This window comes from Nonomuraea sp. NPDC049158 (assembly GCF_040648335.1).
Taxonomy (GTDB): domain Bacteria; phylum Actinomycetota; class Actinomycetes; order Streptosporangiales; family Streptosporangiaceae; genus Nonomuraea.
The window spans coordinates 258,054-273,037 of sequence record NZ_JBEZDM010000012.1 but is presented as its reverse complement, the minus strand read 5'-3'; the positions used below and the strand labels follow the sequence as shown (position 1 = coordinate 273,037).

Here is a 14,984-nt window from a genome sequence, read left to right as displayed (position 1 = left end):
GCAGGTCATGAGGCAATATCACTCTTTCGTCGCTCTTGGTGACAGCTTTACCGAAGGTCTCAACGACCCCGGCACCAACGGCCACTACCGCGGCTGGGCCGACCGGGTGGCCGAGCGGCTGGCGGCCGACGACCCGTCCTTCCGCTACGCGAACCTGGCCGTGCGCGGCAGGCTGCTCGACCAGATCGTCAGCGAGCAGGTGCCGATCGCCGTCGAGATGGCGCCCGACCTGGTCAGCCTGTGCGCGGGCGGCAACGACCTGCTCCGGCCGGGCAGCGACCCCGACGTGATGGCCAAGCGGCTGGCCCGCGCCGTGCGCGACCTGCGGGCCACCGGCGCCGACGTGCTGCTGTTCACCGGCGTCGACCCGCGCGACACGCCGGTGATGCGGCGGCTGCGCGGCCGCTTCGCGATCTTCTACCTGCACATCCGCTCCATCGCCGACCTGTACGGGTGCCGGCTCGTCGACCAGTGGTCCATGCAGGGGCTGCGCGACTGGCGGGCGTGGAGCGAGGACCGGCTGCACATGAACCAGGACGGGCACCGGCTGGTGGCCGCCCGGGTTCTCGACGTGCTGGGCGTGCCGTTCGACGACTGGCACAAGGTGTGGCCCGAGCGCACCCTCGACCCGCGCGCCCGGCGCCGCGAGGACGCGCAGTGGATCCGCGAGCACCTGGTGCCGTGGGTGACCCGCCGCCTGCGCGGCGCCTCCTCGGGCGACGGCCTCGACCCGAAACGCCCCGACCTCGCCCCTTGGGTCCACTGACGAGGCCAGCCCTCTGACCAGCCCAGCTCTCTGACCAGCCCAGCTCTCTGACCGGCACGGCTCTCAAAAACCCCTGCCGGGCAGGGGGCGGGTCAGTCTTCCGTTGACAGGCGCTTGAGGGCTGCTCGGGGGATCGCCGGGTCCGTGGTGCGCCAGAACGGGGGCAGCGAGCCCAGCAGGAAGCCGCTGTAGCGGGCGGTGGCCAGGCGGGGGTCGAGGACGGCGATGACGCCCTTGTCGTGCTGGGCGCGCAGCAGCCGACCGGTGCCCTGGGCGAGCAGCAGGGCGGCGTGGGTGGCGGCGACCGTCATGAAGCCGTTGCCGCCCTTGGCCGCCACGTGCCGTTGCCGGGCCGAGGTGAGCGGGTCGTCGGGACGCGGGAACGGGACCCGGTCGATGATGACCAGCCGCAGCGACGGGCCGGGGACGTCGACGCCCTGCCACAGCGACAGCGTGCCGAACAGGCAGGTCGCCTCGTCCTCGGCGAACTGCTTGACCAGCAGCATCGTGGAGTCGTCGCCCTGGCAGAGCAGCGGCACGTCGAGCCGGTCGCGCAGCGCCTCGGTGGCGGCCTTGGCGGCCCGCATGGAGGAGAACAGGCCGAGCGTGCGCCCGCCCGCCGCCTCGATCAGCTCGGCGATCTCGTCGAGGTAGGCCTGCGGCAGGCCGTCACGGCCCGGCTGCGGCAGGTGCTTGGCCACGTACAGGATGCCCGCCCGTGGATGGTCGAACGGCGAGCCGACGTCGATGCCCTGCCAGCCCTTGTCGCCCAGCCCCCACTGGCGGGCCAGGCCGTCGAAGGTGCCGCCGAGCGCCAGCGTGGCCGAGGTGAGGACCACCGTGCGGTCGCCGAAGAGCCGGTCGCGCAGCATGCCGCCCACGTTGAGCGGGGCCACCCGCAGCGCGGGCGGGCGCCGGTCGGTGGCGCCCTCCAGCCACACCACCTCGGCCCGGTCCTCCTCCGAGGCGTGGCCGTAGGCCTCGAGCATGCGCACCGCCGTGTCGTGCACCTCGTCGAGCGCGGTGAAGGCGGCCTTGCGCTGGCCGGCTCTGTCGGGATCGTCCTTGTCGCCGCCGCGCGGGCCGAGCGCCGAGACGCACCGCGCCGAGGCGTCGCGTACCAGCGCCAGCGTGAGCCCGAGCACCTCGGGCAGCTCGTCGACACGTCCGGGGGGAGCGGCGGCCAGCAGCGCCTTGAGGTCTTCGGCCGCCTCCATGAGCTGGTCGGCGATGGGCTGCTCGATGAGCCGGCCGACCCGGCGCACGGCGAGCGCGGCCGAGCTCTCCGACAGCTCGGAGGTCACCACCGAGGTCACCCGGTCGACGAGTTCGTGGGCCTCGTCGACGACCACCATGGCGTGCTCGGGCAGCACCGGGATGTCGCCCATCGCGTCGATCGCCAGCAGCGCGTGGTTGGTGACGACCACGTCGACCTCGCCGGCCCGGCTCCTGGCCAGCTCGGCGAAGCACTCGGCGCCGCTGGGGCAGCGCGTGGCGCCCAGGCACTCCTGGGCGCTGACCGAGAACTGCCGCCACGCCTGCTCGTTGACGCCGGGCACCAGCTCGTCGCGGTCGCCCGTCTCGGTCTCCTCGGCCCACTCCTGGATGCGCTGGACCATCCGGCCGGTCGCGCCGACCTCGCGGGGGTCGAAGAGCTGGTCCTGCTCGTCGTCCTCGGGCCAGCCCGCCGTCGCCTTGTAGCGGCACAGGTAGTTGCGCCGGCCCTTGAGGATCGCGAACGTCGGCTCGTGCGGCAACTCCTTGCCGAGCGCCTCGGCCAGCCGTGGCAGGTCGCGGTCCACGAGCTGCCGCTGCAGCGCGATCGTGGCCGTGGAGATGACGACCGGCTTGTCGGCCTCCATGGCGTGCCTGATCGAGGGCACCAGGTAGGCGAGCGACTTTCCGGTGCCGGTGCCGGCCTGGACCGCCAGATGCTCCTCTTCCTCGATGGCCCGTTGTACGGCCTGCACCATCGTGATCTGGCCCCGCCGTTCGCTCCCTCCGAGAGCGTTGACCGCGATGCTGAGCAGTTCTTCGGCTGAGGGAAGATGGGAGTCCGGCACGGCAGTAAACGGTACCTGCAATCAGGGGCCGACGCGCCGAACGCCGTGTGATCGTGCAGACGCATCCCGGCGTTCTGGGATGTCCACCGCGGCTCGCGTGGCACACTGAACGATCGGAACTCCAACTGGCCCAAAAGACCTGCCTGGAAGTGGCCAGTGGGGTATGAGGTCAGATGGGGAGAGCCGGTTCAGTAGGGTTTACCGGGGTTGAGTGGACGGATAAAGGCTGGTTAAAGCAGTATGTCTGCCATGTCGGAAGTTGTCCCGTTGCCGTCGTTCGGCGAAGTGTTCTTCGATGCTCGAGGTCAGGAGCGGTGTCTCCGGGTCACGTGGCATGAGGGCACCCTGGTGCTCAGCCTGTGGCGAGGTGAGATGTGCACCGCCAGCTTCCGCATGCCGATGGACGATGTCGGCCGGTTGCTCGACACCCTCGATGACGGGTTCGCTGAGGCCACGGGCGAGCAGCCCGCCGTGCCCGCGCACGACCCGGGCACCGAGGTGATCCCCGGCACCGGCCAATACCAACGGCCGCACCAGAGCTCCCCGCCGCCGCACGAGGACCGGCCCACCGCGGCGCTGTCCCCCAACGACGTCCTGGTGGCCAGGGGCACCCCGCCGCCTCAGGACAAGCTGGTCGCCTCCTACGGCGAGACGACCGCACCGCCGCCGCGCGACCCCCTCGGCCAGCAGTACGGCCAGCAGGGCTCCTTCGGCGCGCAGCAGTACGGCCAGCCCAACCCCCGTGAGCCGTTCACCGGCCCCCAGTACACCGAGCCCGAGCCGCCCGAGCCCTTCACCGGCCCGCAGTACGCGGTCCCCGCCGCCCCGGATCCCTACAGCGGCAGCCCCCAGTACACCGGCGACCCCTTCACCGGTCCCCAGCAGTACGCGCAGCCGGCGCCGGTCCAGGATCCCGGCGAGCCCGTCTACCAGATGCCCGGCGACCGCCGCCGGCCGGCGCCCAACACCGACCCGCTCGGCTTCCCCTCCCAGACGCCCGCGCCGGGCCGGCCGCAGCCCGAGCCGTTCGCCCAGCAGCAGCAGCCGCACGACCCCTATGGCCAGCGCGGATACCCGCAGCAACAGCCGCCGCAGCCGGACCCGGGCGCCGCCGGTCTCGGCACCCCGATGCACGGCATCCCCGGCGCGGGCCGGCGCCAGGAGCCCATCACCTACGGCAACCGCGACCTGTACCCGCAGGTGCCCTACCCCTCCACGGACGGCTTCCCCGCCTACCAGACCCCGCCCAACCCGGTCGACCCGCTGTTCTCGATGGGGAGCAACCAGCAGCAGGGCACGCCGTACCAGACGGACCTGTCCCGGCCCTATGTGGGCGACCCGATGTTCTCCACCGGTGAGCGGCTCCGTCCCGACCAGGAGTACGACGACGACAGGGACCGCCGCAGGGAGTGGTGAGCCCGAGGCGGCCGGGCCATCTCATGAGCGGTACGCTGCCTTCGCGTGCCCGTGCCGAGGTGGAGGAGCGCCGTGAACCCCACGATGGGCCTGCAACTGCTGCTGGTGGCGGCAGGGGCGGTCGCGGTCGCCGCCGTCGCCCGGCGCAAGGGCTGGCCGGCGCCGCTGCTGCTGGTGGCCGCCGGGCTGCTGGTCTCGCCGCTGGTGCCCGCCGTGCCGCTCGATCCGCAGCTGGTGCTGTTCGTGTTCCTGCCGCCGCTGCTCTACTCGGCCGCGCTCGACAGCTCCTACCTGCGCCTGCGTGACGTCAAGCGGGCCGTGGCGCTGCTGTCGGTCGGGCTGGTGCTGTTCACGACGGCCGTCGTCGGGCTGGTCGTCCACCTGCTGCTGCCCGACCTGCCGCTGGCGGCGGCGTTCGCGCTGGGCGCCATCATCGCGCCGCCCGACGCCGTGGCCGCCGTCTCGGTCGGCAGGCGGCTCGGGCTGCCGCGCCGGGCGCTGACGATCCTCATCGGCGAGAGCCTGTTCAACGACGCGACCGCGCTGACCCTCTACCGGGTGGCGATCGGCGCCGCCGTGGGCGGCACGGTGGACCTGCTCGAAGGGGTCGGCGAGTTCCTCTACTCGGCGGCGGCCGGGGTGGCGATCGGGCTGGCGCTGGCGTTCTTGTTCTCCTGGGTGTTCCGGCACACCCGTGACTCCCTGGTCGAGAACACGCTGATGCTGCTGATCCCGTTCGCCGCCTACCTGGCGGCCGAGTCGGTGCACGCCTCGGGCGTCATCGCGGTGGTGATCGTCGGGCTCTATCTCGGCAACCAGATGCACAAACGGGGGTTCGGCACCCGGCTGGTGTCCGACGCGGTGTGGAAGGTGACCGACTTCTTCCTGGAGGCGATCGTCTTCGCGCTGATCGGCCTGCAGCTGGTCACGGTGATCAAGGGGATCGGCGGCTACGGCGCCTGGGAGGTCGCGCTGTACGCGGTCGTGGTGTTCCTGGTGACCGTGCTGTCGAGGTTCGTGTGGATGTTCCCCGTCACGTACCTGACGTGGCTGTTCACCGGGAGGCGCAGAGGCGAACCGGCGCCCGCGCCCGCGCCGACCGTGATCATCAGCTGGGCGGGCATGCGCGGGGTCGTCTCGCTCGCCGCCGCCTTCGCCATCCCGGTCGGCATGCCCGACCGCGACATCCTGCTCTTCCTCACCTTCACCACCGTGATCGGCACGCTGCTCGTGCAGGGCACGACGTTCCCCGCGCTGATCAGGCGGCTGCGCGTGTCGAGCGAGCAGGAGCAGTATGAGGACAGGCTGGCCGAGGCGGCGGCGCAGCAGGCCGCGCTCGCCGCGGGCACCGAGGTGCTCGACGGGCTGGTCGAGGCCGAGGGCGAGCCCGACGAGATCCAGAAGCAGGTCATCGACCAGCTCAGGGAGAAGTCGTGGCGGCGCTCGCTGACCGCGTGGGAGCGTCTGGGCGGCGGCACCGCTCAGGGCGGCGCCGAGACGCCCAGCACGCTCTATCGCCGGCTGCGCCGGGAGATGCTGCAGGCCGAGCGCGAGACGTTCGTCCGGCTGCGCGACGAACGCCGCCTCGACGACGAGGTGCTGCGCGAGGTGATGGCCGAGCTCGACTTCGAGGAGGCCATGCTGGAGCGTTAGGCCCGCCTCAGGCCATCGCGTTGTCGACGAAGCACCACTTCCAGCTCTCGCCCGGCTCGTACGACTGCATCACCGGATGCGAGGTGGCGTGGAAGTGCTTGGTGGCGTGCTTGTTGGGCGAGGAGTCGCAGCACCCGATATGACCGCAGTCCAGGCAGCGGCGCAGGTGCACCCACCGGCCACCTGCCGCCAGGCACTCCTCGCAGCCCTCGGGCGTGCGCGGGGCCGGGTCGTCCGCTTGGGAAATATGCTCACACGTTGCCATAGGTGAAATCCTAGAGCTTCCGCGGCACGGCCATTTGCTGGCACCCCTCCCCGCTTGGCCCCGCCGGGGCGCGAACCCGTTGGGTAGGTTCGGAGTATGCGTCGCCTCAAAAGTCAGTTCGTGCCCCTTGCCGCCTTCACCATGCTCGTCTTCGCCGCGGGCTGCGGTGAGGTCAACAACACCATCGACAAGGCCCAGTCCTGCCTGGAGGCCCCCAAGATCGTTACCGAGCTGGGCGCCAAGCTCACCGAACTGAAGGACGACCCGAAGGCCATGGAGAAGGCCCTCGACGACAGCGCCGCCAAGCTCAACGAGGTGGCCGACAAGGCCGCCAACACCACGCTCAAGCAGGCCTCCGACGACCTGGCCAAGACCCTGAGCGGCATCAACGTCAACAACGTCAACGACGCCGTCGACGCGGTCCAGAAGGTCGGCTCCGAGACCGCCGCCTACCTGGAGAAGGTCGCCAAGGCCTGCGGCGGCTAACCCGGCTTCTCTAGGGGGAATGTGTGCCAATTAGCGTCGTTCGTATGGAGCCTGACCCGCGTTTCACGCTCGCGAACGAGCGTACATTCCTCACATGGCTGAGCACCGCGCTGGCACTCAGCGCCGGGGGCGTCGCCATGGCGGCGCTCCCCGACCACCTGTTCGTCCCCTGGGTGCGCACCGCCCTGGCCGTGGTCCTGGTCTCGCTCTCCGCGCTGGCGGCGGGCATGGCCTATCCGCGCTGGCGCAACATCCAGCGCGCGCTGCGCGAGCGCGCGCCGCTGCCGCCGCCCGCCCTCGCCGCCGTCTTCGGCTACGGGGTGGCGGCGGTGGCGGTGATCGCCCTGGTGGTCATCGTGATGGGCGCCTGATCCGCCCATGTCCGAGGAGATCTGGGACCCCGGGCTGCAGAGCGAGCGGACCCGCCTGGCCTGGGTACGCACCGCCGTGGCCCTGTCGTCGGGCGGCCTCGGCGCGATGGGCCTGTCCGCGCGGCACGGGCTGCCCCTCGCCGTCGTCGTCACGTTCGTACCGGCCGCGCTCTGCGGCGCCGCGCTGCTGCTCAGGACCCGGATACGGTTCCGCCGCGTACAGGAGGCGCTGCACGGCGGCCGGCCCGTCGATGCCGGGCTCGACGCGCTGTTCGCCTGGCTCGGCACGCTCAGCGTGGCGGCCGGAGCGCTCGCTTTCGTGCTGGCTCTCGCCTAGCTTTCGCGCTGGCTCTCGCCTTGTACGGCAGCCGGCGTGGCGTCCTGACCTGGTCATCCGATGCGGGGCGGCCGGGGCCCGTCCTGAATCGGGTCATCCGATGCCGCGTAGCTGGGTCCCGTCCTTCTCCAGCGAGCCCACGACGAGCAGGCCCGGTCCCGTCAGGAGCCGGGCCGTGGTGTTGCGGCCGCAGCTCGATCCGCATCCTGAGGGGTCGTAGGGTTGCCGGGCGCGTACTTGGCCGGTGGCGACGTCGAGCGAGAGCAGTTGCAGAGCGGATCGGGTCGAGTCGGTCGCCGCGTTCTCCGCCGGGCCCAGCAGCAGGTAGGCGATGCCGTCGCGGCTCACCGCGTCGATCGGCGCCCAGCCGGCCGGCTCGGTGATCCGCCGCGTCCAGCGCACCCGTCCCGTGGCCAGGTCCACGCCGACGGCCGGCTCACCCGGATAGATGATCGTGCCGTCCGCGAACAGCGGGAACCGGTAGTGCTCCAGCTGCTCCGAAGGCAGGGGATGCTCCGCCGTCATCGCGCCGGTGTCCGCGTTGAGCAGCGCAGCGGCCCGCGTCGCCGTCTTCTCGTCGGCGGACGTCCGGGAGTACGCGACCCAGAATCGGTCTCCGGCCGCATGGATCGGCAGTTCCAGTCCCAGGGTCCGCGCTCCCGCGCCGGCCGGGGGCCGCCACGTCCAGCGTTGCCGGCCGTCGGCGGTGGACAGCGCGATCACCATGTCCGCCTCGGGCCTGCCGCGGCAGCCGGCCAGCAGCGCGGCGACCGGACCGGCGACCGCAACCGCCGTGGCGACCTCACGGCAGCCGTTCTCGAGCTTCGCCGTGTCCCACCGCCACAGAGGCCTCCCGTCGCGGGGATGCAGCGCGACGAGCTCGCCGCCCAGGGCGGTGTTGTCGAGCAGCAGCACATCACCGCCGGCGACCAGACGGGGCAGCCCGGCGACCGGGCTCATCCGCAACTCGCGCCGCCAGCGCTCCTGGCCGGTCGCGGTGTCCAAGGCCACCACCATGGCGCCGGTGAAGAAGTGGTACGACAGGACGGTCATGAGCCCGTCGGTGGTGACCACGAGGCCCGCGAGATCGTCCTCCCTGGTGACGTCGTCACGCTCATAGGACCACAGCGGGCGGCCGGTGACGGCGTCCAGCGCACGTACGCCCCTGCCCTCCGGGACTATCACCTGGCGACCCGCGGCGACGGGCTCGACGATCAGCCGGAACGGCTCCGCGGGTGCCTGCCAGCGATAGCGGCCGAGCTGGGATGGCGGGCCGCCGGGCACGGCGGGCAGCGCCGCGCTGGTGGTGTGCCGGACGAAGCGGCCCTCGGTGTACCAGCCGATCGCGGGGCCGGCGCCGAGCCCCACCAGCAGCAGGACCGCCGACGCCGCGGCGATCGAGATCGGTGCCATGCGCGGCGGCGTACGACGGACCGGGAGGAGCGGCGGTGTACGGCGGACCGGGAGGAGTAGCAGCCAACCGGCGGCAGCGGCCGCGCAGGCGAGCACGGCCACCGGCCCGCCCGCTCGGATGCCTTCGTCCGGGGTGATGTCCAGCAGGGCCACCGTGGCGATCCCCCCGGCCAGGAGGGCGGCGCCCGCGGCCGTCAACGGCGCGCCGACGGATGTGCCCGCCGTCGGGCTTTGGCCGGCGGTCGGGCGGCGCATGGACCACAGCGCCACTCCGGCGCTCGTCACCGGTCCGAGAGCCAGGATCACGACCCACGTCGTCGTGCTCGGGGGATCCTTGGGCAGGCCGGCCCAGGACCACGGAACGAACAACGCCGCCACGACACCGATCCCGCCGAGCGCGACCAGGCCCGCCCCGGTCAGCCGTATCATCGCCCGCCAGTCCACTGATCCTCCCCTGGGGTGCCGATGAGGAGGCCCCGCGAGCCTATTCGTCACGTCGGTCCCAATGGATCACCGCCGGGGCTTCACATATGAAAAGTGGTACATCGGCGCTGGCCACGCTCAGCCCGCCACCAAGGCGAGCACGCCGTCGGGCTCGCTGCGGATCCGCCCTCCGAGACCGCGGCCGGCCCTGTCGAGGGTCGTACGCAGCCACGCAACGTCGTCGGGTGCGGCGTGGCGGAGTCGTATGCGCCGGATCCGCAGGGGCGCCATGCGCAGGGCGGCGAGCCGTCCGGAGTCCGGATCGAGCGAGGCGAGGTAGAGCAGCCGCAGGTCGCCGCGGTACTCCTCGTACCCGGTGATCCCCTCGTAGTCGTCGATCATGTCGCCGCAGCCGTACAGGACCAGGTGGCCGCGGTAGATCTCGATCGGGCGCGGATGGTGCGAGGAGTGCCCGTGCACCACGTCGACGCCGCCGTCGATGAGCGCGTGCGCGAAGACGATCTGCTCCCGGGAGACGAAATACCCCCAGTTGGAGCCCCAGTGGAGGGAGGCCACCGCGATATCCCCGGGCCGCTTGGCCCGCCGCACCCGTTCGGTGATCGCGGCCGCGGCGGTCGGCGACGGCTCCGGTACGAAGTCGACGCCGGCGCGGTCCGCGGTCGCCGCCCAGTGCGGTAGCACACCACTGGACGGCATGCCGAACGCGAACACCAGCACGCGCCGCCCTCCCGGCAGGGGTACGGCCACCGGACGGCGCGCCTGGTCCAGGTTCTTGCCCGCCCCGGCGGCCGCGAGCCCGGCGGCGGCCAGCGCGTCGAGCGTCTCGGCGAGCCCGGCGCGGCCGAAGTCCAGCAGGTGATTGTTGGCCAGCACGCAGGCGTCCGGCCGCGCCGCGGCCAGACAGGGAAGGTTGGCGGGGTTCATGCGGTAGTGGATGGCCTTGCCCGGAGCGTACGCACCGCTCGTGGTCACCGCCGTCTCCAGGTTCACCACCCGGACGGCCTGCTCGTACGCGTCGAGGACCGACAGCGCGTCACCCCAGGGCCACGCGAAGCCCACAGGGCGTGGGATCGGTCCGTTGACCGCCTCGGCGAGCTCGACGTAGGTGCGCGCGTCGTCGATGTGCGGCTCGCGCAGGGCGGGATCACCCGGATGCGGCAGGACCTGGTCCACACCTCGGCCGAGCATGACGTCGCCGCAGAGGCACAGGGTCACCAGGTCAGCGCCCATACCTCCAGGGTAGGGGGCGGTTGCCAGTTCGCGACAAATAGGACGACACTCAAAGGAGGGGGTGACTCATGGAAGAAGAGCTCAAGATCCTGCCATTCGAGTGCCGCGGGTGCTGGCATGTGTGGGAAGAGGAATACCTCGTCAGGCGCTTCGACGATCGTCACGGCAACGAGCGCGAGATCTGGTTGCGCTCCGGTGTGCCGGTCCCACCGCCTTCGTCGGGCGCCATCTGCCCCAACTGCGGCTGCCAGCAGGCCATCATGTTCCCGGAGGGATATCTCAGCCGGCATCCGGAGCTGAGGCCGCCGGCCGAGCCTGTTGCACCCGACGCGACACCGCTCCTCAGTCCGGTCCAGAGACGGGTTTACCCGCTCTAACCTGACAGTAGGTGAGCATTTCATAGCCCTGAGTGTCATAGTGCCGTCTTGCCGGGTGGCAGGACGAGGTGGACACTCTAATCGGATGGCGGCACGTGACCGGGGGTGGTCCTGGTGCGGGATGGGTTCAATACCCAGGAGACATGGCCTTTCGAGTGCATGCGCTGTTTACATGTCTGGGAAGAGGAGTACGTCGTCAGGCACCTCATGGACGACTACGGCAACGAGGTCACGATCTGGCTGCGGGCCGGCGTGACCGTGCAACCGCCCTGGTCAGGCATGTCCTGTCCGGGCTGCGGGGCATACCACGTCACGTCGTTCCCGACGGGATACCTGTCACGACACCCCGAACTGGTGCCGGTGCCGGTGCCTGAGCCCGTGGTGGAGGCGCCTGCCGTGGTCGCCGGGTCCGTGGCGGCGAGGCGGGTGCCCACGACACGGGCACCCCTCCCCGGACGGCTTCTGCTGGCGGTCGGCCTGCCCGTGGCGTTGTTCGTCGGCTACGAGCTGTACGAGAACATGACGCGCGTGGTGCACCCGCACTGACGACACGGACAGCGGGGTGCACCGCACCCCGCTGTCCGTGTCGTCAGCTGCTGAGGCTGTCCAGCCAGGCCTGGTGCAGGCCGGCGAAGCGGCCGGAGGCGGCGATGAGCCGGTCCGGCGAGCCGTCCTCGACGATCTCGCCCCCCTCCATGACCAGCACCCGGTCGGCGATCTCCACGGTCGACAGCCGGTGCGCGATGATCAGCGCCGTGCGGTCGGCCAGGATCGTGCGCAGCGCCCGCTGCACCAGCCGCTCGCTCGGCACGTCGAGGCTGGAGGTCGCCTCGTCGAGGATGAGCACCGCCGGATCGGCCAGGAACGCCCTGGCGAACGCCACCAGCTGACGCTGACCGGCCGACATGCGGCCGCCCCGCTTGCCCACCTCGGTGTCGTAGCCGTTGGGCAGCGCGGAGATGAACTCGTGCGCGCCGATCGCCTTGGCGGCCTCGCGTACCTCACGGTCGGAGGCGCCGGGGCGGCCGAACCTGATGTTGTCGGCGACCGTACCGCTGAACAGGAAGTTCTCCTGCGTCACCATGACCACGGCCTTGCGCAGCGTGGGCTCGTCGAGCGTGCGCAGATCGACGCCGTCGAGCAGGACGCGGCCCTCGGTCGGGTCGTAGAAGCGGGAGATCAGCTTGGCCAGCGTCGTCTTGCCCGCGCCCGTCGAACCGACCAGCGCGACGCTCTGCCCCGCCGGGATCGTCAGGTCCAGCCCCGGCAGGATCGGCCGGTCCTCGACGTAGGCGAACCTGACGCCCTCGAACCTGACCTTGCCGCGGGCCTTGGGCAGCGCCGCCGGCTCGCGCGGCTCCGGCACGGCCGGCTCCTCCTCCAGTACGCCCGACAGCTTCTCCAGGGCGGCGCCCGCCGACTGGAGCGTGTTGTAGAACTGGCTGATCTCCTGCATCGGCTCGTAGAACTGGCGCAGGTAGAGCAGGAACGCCGCCAGCACGCCGACCGTGACCTCGCCGTGGAGCGCCAGCCAGCCGCCGTAGACCAGCACGACCGCCACGGTCACGTTGCCGATCAGCTTGATACCCGGCATGAACACCGCGATGAGGTGCATGCTGCTGGCGTTGGCGCCCCGGTAGTCGTCGTTGAGCTGCTTGAAGATCTCCTGGTTGCGCGGCTCCCTGCGGAAGGCCTGCACGGCGCGGATGCCGGTCATCGACTCCACGAAGTGCACGATGACCAGCGCCACCGTCTCCCTGGTACGCCGGTAGACGATCGCCGACTGCCGGCGGAACCACCGGGTGAACAGCAGTAGCAGCGGCAGCGGGATCAGCGCCACCAGGCCCAGGTGGACGTCGAGCACCAGCAGCAGCGCGGCCGTGCCGAACATGGTGAGCACGGCGGTGACCAGGCCGTCGAAGCCGGACTGCAGCAGCTCGGCGATGGCGTCGATGTCGGAGGTGAGCCGGGAGATGACGCGGCCGGAGGTGTACTTCTCGTGGAAGCTCAGCGACAGCCGCTGGAAGTGGTCGAAGACGCGCCTGCGCAGCTCCAGCAGGATGTTCTGGCCGATGCGGCCCGCCATCTGCAGGAACACCTGCCGGGTGAGGGCCTGCGTCACCGCCGCCGCCAGGATGACGCCGACGACGGTCAGCAGCGTGCCGGGGCCGGTGCCCTTGAGCATCGGCGGGATGCCCGCGTCGATGCCCACCTTCACCAGGTAGGGGATCGCCAGGCCCGCCAGGTTGGACACGATGATGATCGCGGTGAGCAGCGCGATCGCCTTGCGGTGCGGCGTGAGCAGGTCGCCGAGCAGCCTGCGGGAGCGCTCCCGCAGTAACACCGTCACCGTCTCGGACAGGTCGTCCTGATTCTCGGAGGCGACACCCCGCCAGTCGGCGGGGTTCGATGTCGTGGTGGTCGTCATCGCAGGGCTCCTTCCGAGGGGTCGAAGTCGGCGTCCTGGGCGAGCAGCTCGCGGTATTCGGGCACCTCGTCCAGCAGGTCGTGGTGCCGTCCGACGTGCGTGATCGTGCCGTCTCTGAGCAGCGCCACCTTGTCGGCCAGCAGGACCGTGGAGGCGCGGTGGGCGACCACGATGCCGGTCGCCTCGCGCAGCACGTGGCGCAGCGCCTCCTCCACCAGCGCCTCCGTCTCGACGTCGAGCGCGGACAGCGTGTCGTCGAGGACCAGGATCCGTGGCCTGCTCAGTACGGCCCGCGCCAGGGCGAGGCGCTGCCGCTGGCCGCCGGACAGGGACATGCCCTGCTCGCCGATCCGGGTGTCGAGGCCCCACGGCAGGTCGTACACGAACATGGCCTGGGCGGTGCGGATGGCCTCGTCGAGCTCCTCCTCGGTGGCGTCCTGGCGGCCGAGCGTGAGGTTCTCGCGCACGCTCATCGAGAACAGCGTCGGCTCCTCGAACGCCGTGGCCACCACCTCGCGCAGCGCGGGCAGCGACAGGTCGCGCACGTCGTGGCCGTCGATCGTGACCCGGCCGGCGGTGGGGTCGATGAGCCGGGGCACGAGCGAGGTCATCGTGGTCTTGCCGGAGCCGGTCGCGCCGACGATGGCCACCGTCTCGCCCGGGCGTACCTCGAGCCACACATCACGCAGCACCGGCTGGTCGGAGTCGGGGAAGCGGAACTCCACCCCCTCGAAGCGCAGGTGGCCGCGCGGCCGCTCGATCGACCCGGAACCGCCCTCGATGGCCGGGACCGTGTCCATGACCTCCATGACCCGGTCGGCGGAGGTCATCGCCTCCTGGGCCATCGCCAGGATGTAGCCGAGGCTGGCGACCGGCCAGACCAGCTGCAGCATCAGCGTGGTGAAGGCGACCAGCGTGCCCAGGGTCAGCGAGCCGCCGCCCACGGCCAGCGCGCCGAGCAGCAGCACCAGGGCGAGGGTGAAGTTGGGGATCACCTCGAGGAAGGTGAAGAAGCGGGCCGACAGCCGCACCTTGTCCATCGAGGTGCCGTAGACCTTGCGCGCGGTGTCGTCGAACTGGTCGAACACGTGGTGGCGGCGGCCGAACGCCTTGATCGTCCGGATGCCGATCGCCGACTCCTCGACGACCGTGGCGAGGTCTCCCTGCTGGTCCTGTACCTGGCGGGAGATCCTGATGTACTTCTTCTCGAAGCTCAGCGACACCAGGATGATCGGCACCGCCGAGGCGGCCACCAGCAGGCCGAGCGGCCAGTACATGTTGAGCAGCAGCACCGTCACGGTCGTCAGCTGCAGGATGTTCATGACCAGGAAGAGCATGCCGAAGCCGAGGAAGCGGCGGATGGTCGACAGGTCGGTGGTGGCTCGCGACAGTAACTGGCCCGACTGCCAGTCGCCGTGGAAGCCCATCGGCAGGCGCTGCAGGTGCGCGTAGAGGTCGTCGCGGATCTGGGTCTCCAGCCCGAGGACCGGGCCGGTCTGCGTCCAGCGCCTGAAGAAGATCAGGAACGCTTCGAGCACGCCCACGCCCAGGGCGATGAGGCCGAGGGGGAGCAGGGCGCCGGAGTCGCCATGGAGCACGGGCCCGTCGACGACCTCCTTACCGACGAGCGGCAGGGCGATGCTCGCCCCGATGCCGATGATCGCGGCCAGCCAGATGAAGACCAATCTGGTGACGTAGGGGCGGAGATAGGGCTTCATCCGCCACAGGGCATTGG

General features: G+C 71.1%; 14 protein-coding genes. 8 read left to right on the top strand and 6 right to left on the bottom strand.

Going from position 1 to position 14,984, the window contains the following annotated elements; genetic code table 11:
- Positions 1–7: 7 nt before the first annotated feature.
- A complete protein-coding gene (locus tag AB0B61_RS26755; protein WP_358437005.1) occupies positions 8–766 on the top strand; it encodes an SGNH/GDSL hydrolase family protein in 759 nt (252 codons plus the stop codon).
- A 92-nt stretch (positions 767–858) separates the two neighbouring features.
- Here the strand turns inward: AB0B61_RS26755 and AB0B61_RS26750 are convergent, their stop codons facing one another.
- Positions 859–2,829, bottom strand: a complete 1,971-nt coding sequence (locus AB0B61_RS26750) for an ATP-dependent DNA helicase (RefSeq protein WP_358437003.1) — start codon at positions 2,827–2,829, stop codon at positions 859–861.
- A 249-nt stretch (positions 2,830–3,078) separates the two neighbouring features.
- Here AB0B61_RS26750 and AB0B61_RS26745 point away from each other — a divergent pair, with 249 nt between their 5' ends.
- Together AB0B61_RS26745 and AB0B61_RS26740 are read left to right on the top strand one after the other, a co-directional pair.
- Positions 3,079–4,245 (top strand): hypothetical protein, encoded by a 1,167-nt coding sequence (locus AB0B61_RS26745; RefSeq protein ID WP_358437000.1) that lies wholly within the window; start codon positions 3,079–3,081, stop codon positions 4,243–4,245.
- Positions 4,246–4,317: 72 nt separating this feature from the next.
- On the top strand, positions 4,318–5,898 hold the full coding sequence (locus AB0B61_RS26740; protein ID WP_358436997.1) for a Na+/H+ antiporter: 1,581 nt from the start codon (positions 4,318–4,320) through the stop codon (positions 5,896–5,898).
- Between the two features lie 7 nt (positions 5,899–5,905).
- On the opposite strand, the gene AB0B61_RS26735 is transcribed toward AB0B61_RS26740, so the two are convergent.
- Complete coding sequence (locus tag AB0B61_RS26735) at positions 5,906–6,163, bottom strand: UBP-type zinc finger domain-containing protein (RefSeq protein ID WP_225289458.1); 258 nt, start codon at positions 6,161–6,163, stop codon at positions 5,906–5,908.
- Between the two features lie 96 nt (positions 6,164–6,259).
- On the opposite strand from AB0B61_RS26735, the gene AB0B61_RS26730 reads away from it, so the two are divergent.
- The 3 genes from AB0B61_RS26730 to AB0B61_RS26720 are packed head-to-tail and all read left to right on the top strand — an operon-like array spanning position 6,260 to position 7,357.
- Positions 6,260–6,649 carry a hypothetical protein gene (locus AB0B61_RS26730; RefSeq protein WP_358436994.1) on the top strand — a complete coding sequence of 130 codons (390 nt, stop codon included), beginning with the start codon at positions 6,260–6,262 and terminating at the stop codon, positions 6,647–6,649.
- A gap of 44 nt (positions 6,650–6,693) precedes the next feature.
- The gene (locus AB0B61_RS26725; RefSeq protein ID WP_225289460.1) at positions 6,694–7,020 is read left to right on the top strand and encodes a DUF202 domain-containing protein; all 327 of its coding nucleotides are present in this window, start codon (positions 6,694–6,696) and stop codon (positions 7,018–7,020) included.
- Positions 7,021–7,027: 7 nt separating this feature from the next.
- Positions 7,028–7,357 (top strand): DUF202 domain-containing protein, encoded by a 330-nt coding sequence (locus tag AB0B61_RS26720; protein ID WP_358436991.1) that lies wholly within the window; start codon positions 7,028–7,030, stop codon positions 7,355–7,357.
- Between the two features lie 93 nt (positions 7,358–7,450).
- On the opposite strand, the gene AB0B61_RS26715 is transcribed toward AB0B61_RS26720, so the two are convergent.
- Together AB0B61_RS26715 and AB0B61_RS26710 are read right to left on the bottom strand one after the other, a co-directional pair.
- The gene (locus tag AB0B61_RS26715) at positions 7,451–9,214 is read right to left on the bottom strand and encodes a PQQ-binding-like beta-propeller repeat protein (protein WP_358436988.1); all 1,764 of its coding nucleotides are present in this window, start codon (positions 9,212–9,214) and stop codon (positions 7,451–7,453) included.
- Between the two features lie 117 nt (positions 9,215–9,331).
- A complete protein-coding gene (locus tag AB0B61_RS26710; protein ID WP_358436985.1) occupies positions 9,332–10,444 on the bottom strand; it encodes a CapA family protein in 1,113 nt (370 codons plus the stop codon).
- Positions 10,445–10,512: 68 nt separating this feature from the next.
- Between AB0B61_RS26710 and AB0B61_RS26705 the strand changes: the two genes are divergently transcribed.
- Together AB0B61_RS26705 and AB0B61_RS26700 are read left to right on the top strand one after the other, a co-directional pair.
- Positions 10,513–10,821: a hypothetical protein gene (locus AB0B61_RS26705; RefSeq protein WP_358436982.1), complete on the top strand. Its 309-nt coding sequence runs from the start codon at positions 10,513–10,515 to the stop codon at positions 10,819–10,821.
- A 159-nt stretch (positions 10,822–10,980) separates the two neighbouring features.
- Complete coding sequence (locus tag AB0B61_RS26700; RefSeq protein ID WP_358436979.1) at positions 10,981–11,367, top strand: hypothetical protein; 387 nt, start codon at positions 10,981–10,983, stop codon at positions 11,365–11,367.
- A 43-nt stretch (positions 11,368–11,410) separates the two neighbouring features.
- Here the strand turns inward: AB0B61_RS26700 and AB0B61_RS26695 are convergent, their stop codons facing one another.
- Both AB0B61_RS26695 and AB0B61_RS26690 read right to left on the bottom strand, forming a co-directional pair.
- A complete protein-coding gene (locus tag AB0B61_RS26695) occupies positions 11,411–13,249 on the bottom strand; it encodes an ABC transporter ATP-binding protein (protein ID WP_358436977.1) in 1,839 nt (612 codons plus the stop codon).
- A complete protein-coding gene (locus AB0B61_RS26690) occupies positions 13,246–14,967 on the bottom strand; it encodes an ABC transporter ATP-binding protein (RefSeq protein WP_358436974.1) in 1,722 nt (573 codons plus the stop codon). Before AB0B61_RS26690 ends, AB0B61_RS26695 begins: the two co-directional genes overlap by 4 nt.
- Positions 14,968–14,984: the final 17 nt, after the last annotated feature.

What these genes read in the sequence shown, in the direction of transcription:
- AB0B61_RS26695 (WP_358436977.1), bottom strand. Translation starts at nt 13,249, where the DNA reads ATGACGACCACCACGACATCGAACCCCGCCGACTGGCGGGGTGTCGCC.
- AB0B61_RS26735 (WP_225289458.1), bottom strand. Translation starts at nt 6,163, where the DNA reads ATGGCAACGTGTGAGCATATTTCCCAAGCGGACGACCCGGCCCCGCGC.
- AB0B61_RS26755 (WP_358437005.1), top strand. Translation starts at nt 8, where the DNA reads ATGAGGCAATATCACTCTTTCGTCGCTCTTGGTGACAGCTTTACCGAA.
- AB0B61_RS26690 (WP_358436974.1), bottom strand. Translation starts at nt 14,967, where the DNA reads ATGAAGCCCTATCTCCGCCCCTACGTCACCAGATTGGTCTTCATCTGG.
- AB0B61_RS26705 (WP_358436982.1), top strand. Translation starts at nt 10,513, where the DNA reads ATGGAAGAAGAGCTCAAGATCCTGCCATTCGAGTGCCGCGGGTGCTGG.
- AB0B61_RS26725 (WP_225289460.1), top strand. Translation starts at nt 6,694, where the DNA reads ATGGAGCCTGACCCGCGTTTCACGCTCGCGAACGAGCGTACATTCCTC.
- AB0B61_RS26700 (WP_358436979.1), top strand. Translation starts at nt 10,981, where the DNA reads ATGCGCTGTTTACATGTCTGGGAAGAGGAGTACGTCGTCAGGCACCTC.
- AB0B61_RS26720 (WP_358436991.1), top strand. Translation starts at nt 7,028, where the DNA reads ATGTCCGAGGAGATCTGGGACCCCGGGCTGCAGAGCGAGCGGACCCGC.
- AB0B61_RS26730 (WP_358436994.1), top strand. Translation starts at nt 6,260, where the DNA reads ATGCGTCGCCTCAAAAGTCAGTTCGTGCCCCTTGCCGCCTTCACCATG.
- AB0B61_RS26710 (WP_358436985.1), bottom strand. Translation starts at nt 10,444, where the DNA reads ATGGGCGCTGACCTGGTGACCCTGTGCCTCTGCGGCGACGTCATGCTC.
- AB0B61_RS26745 (WP_358437000.1), top strand. Translation starts at nt 3,079, where the DNA reads ATGTCGGAAGTTGTCCCGTTGCCGTCGTTCGGCGAAGTGTTCTTCGAT.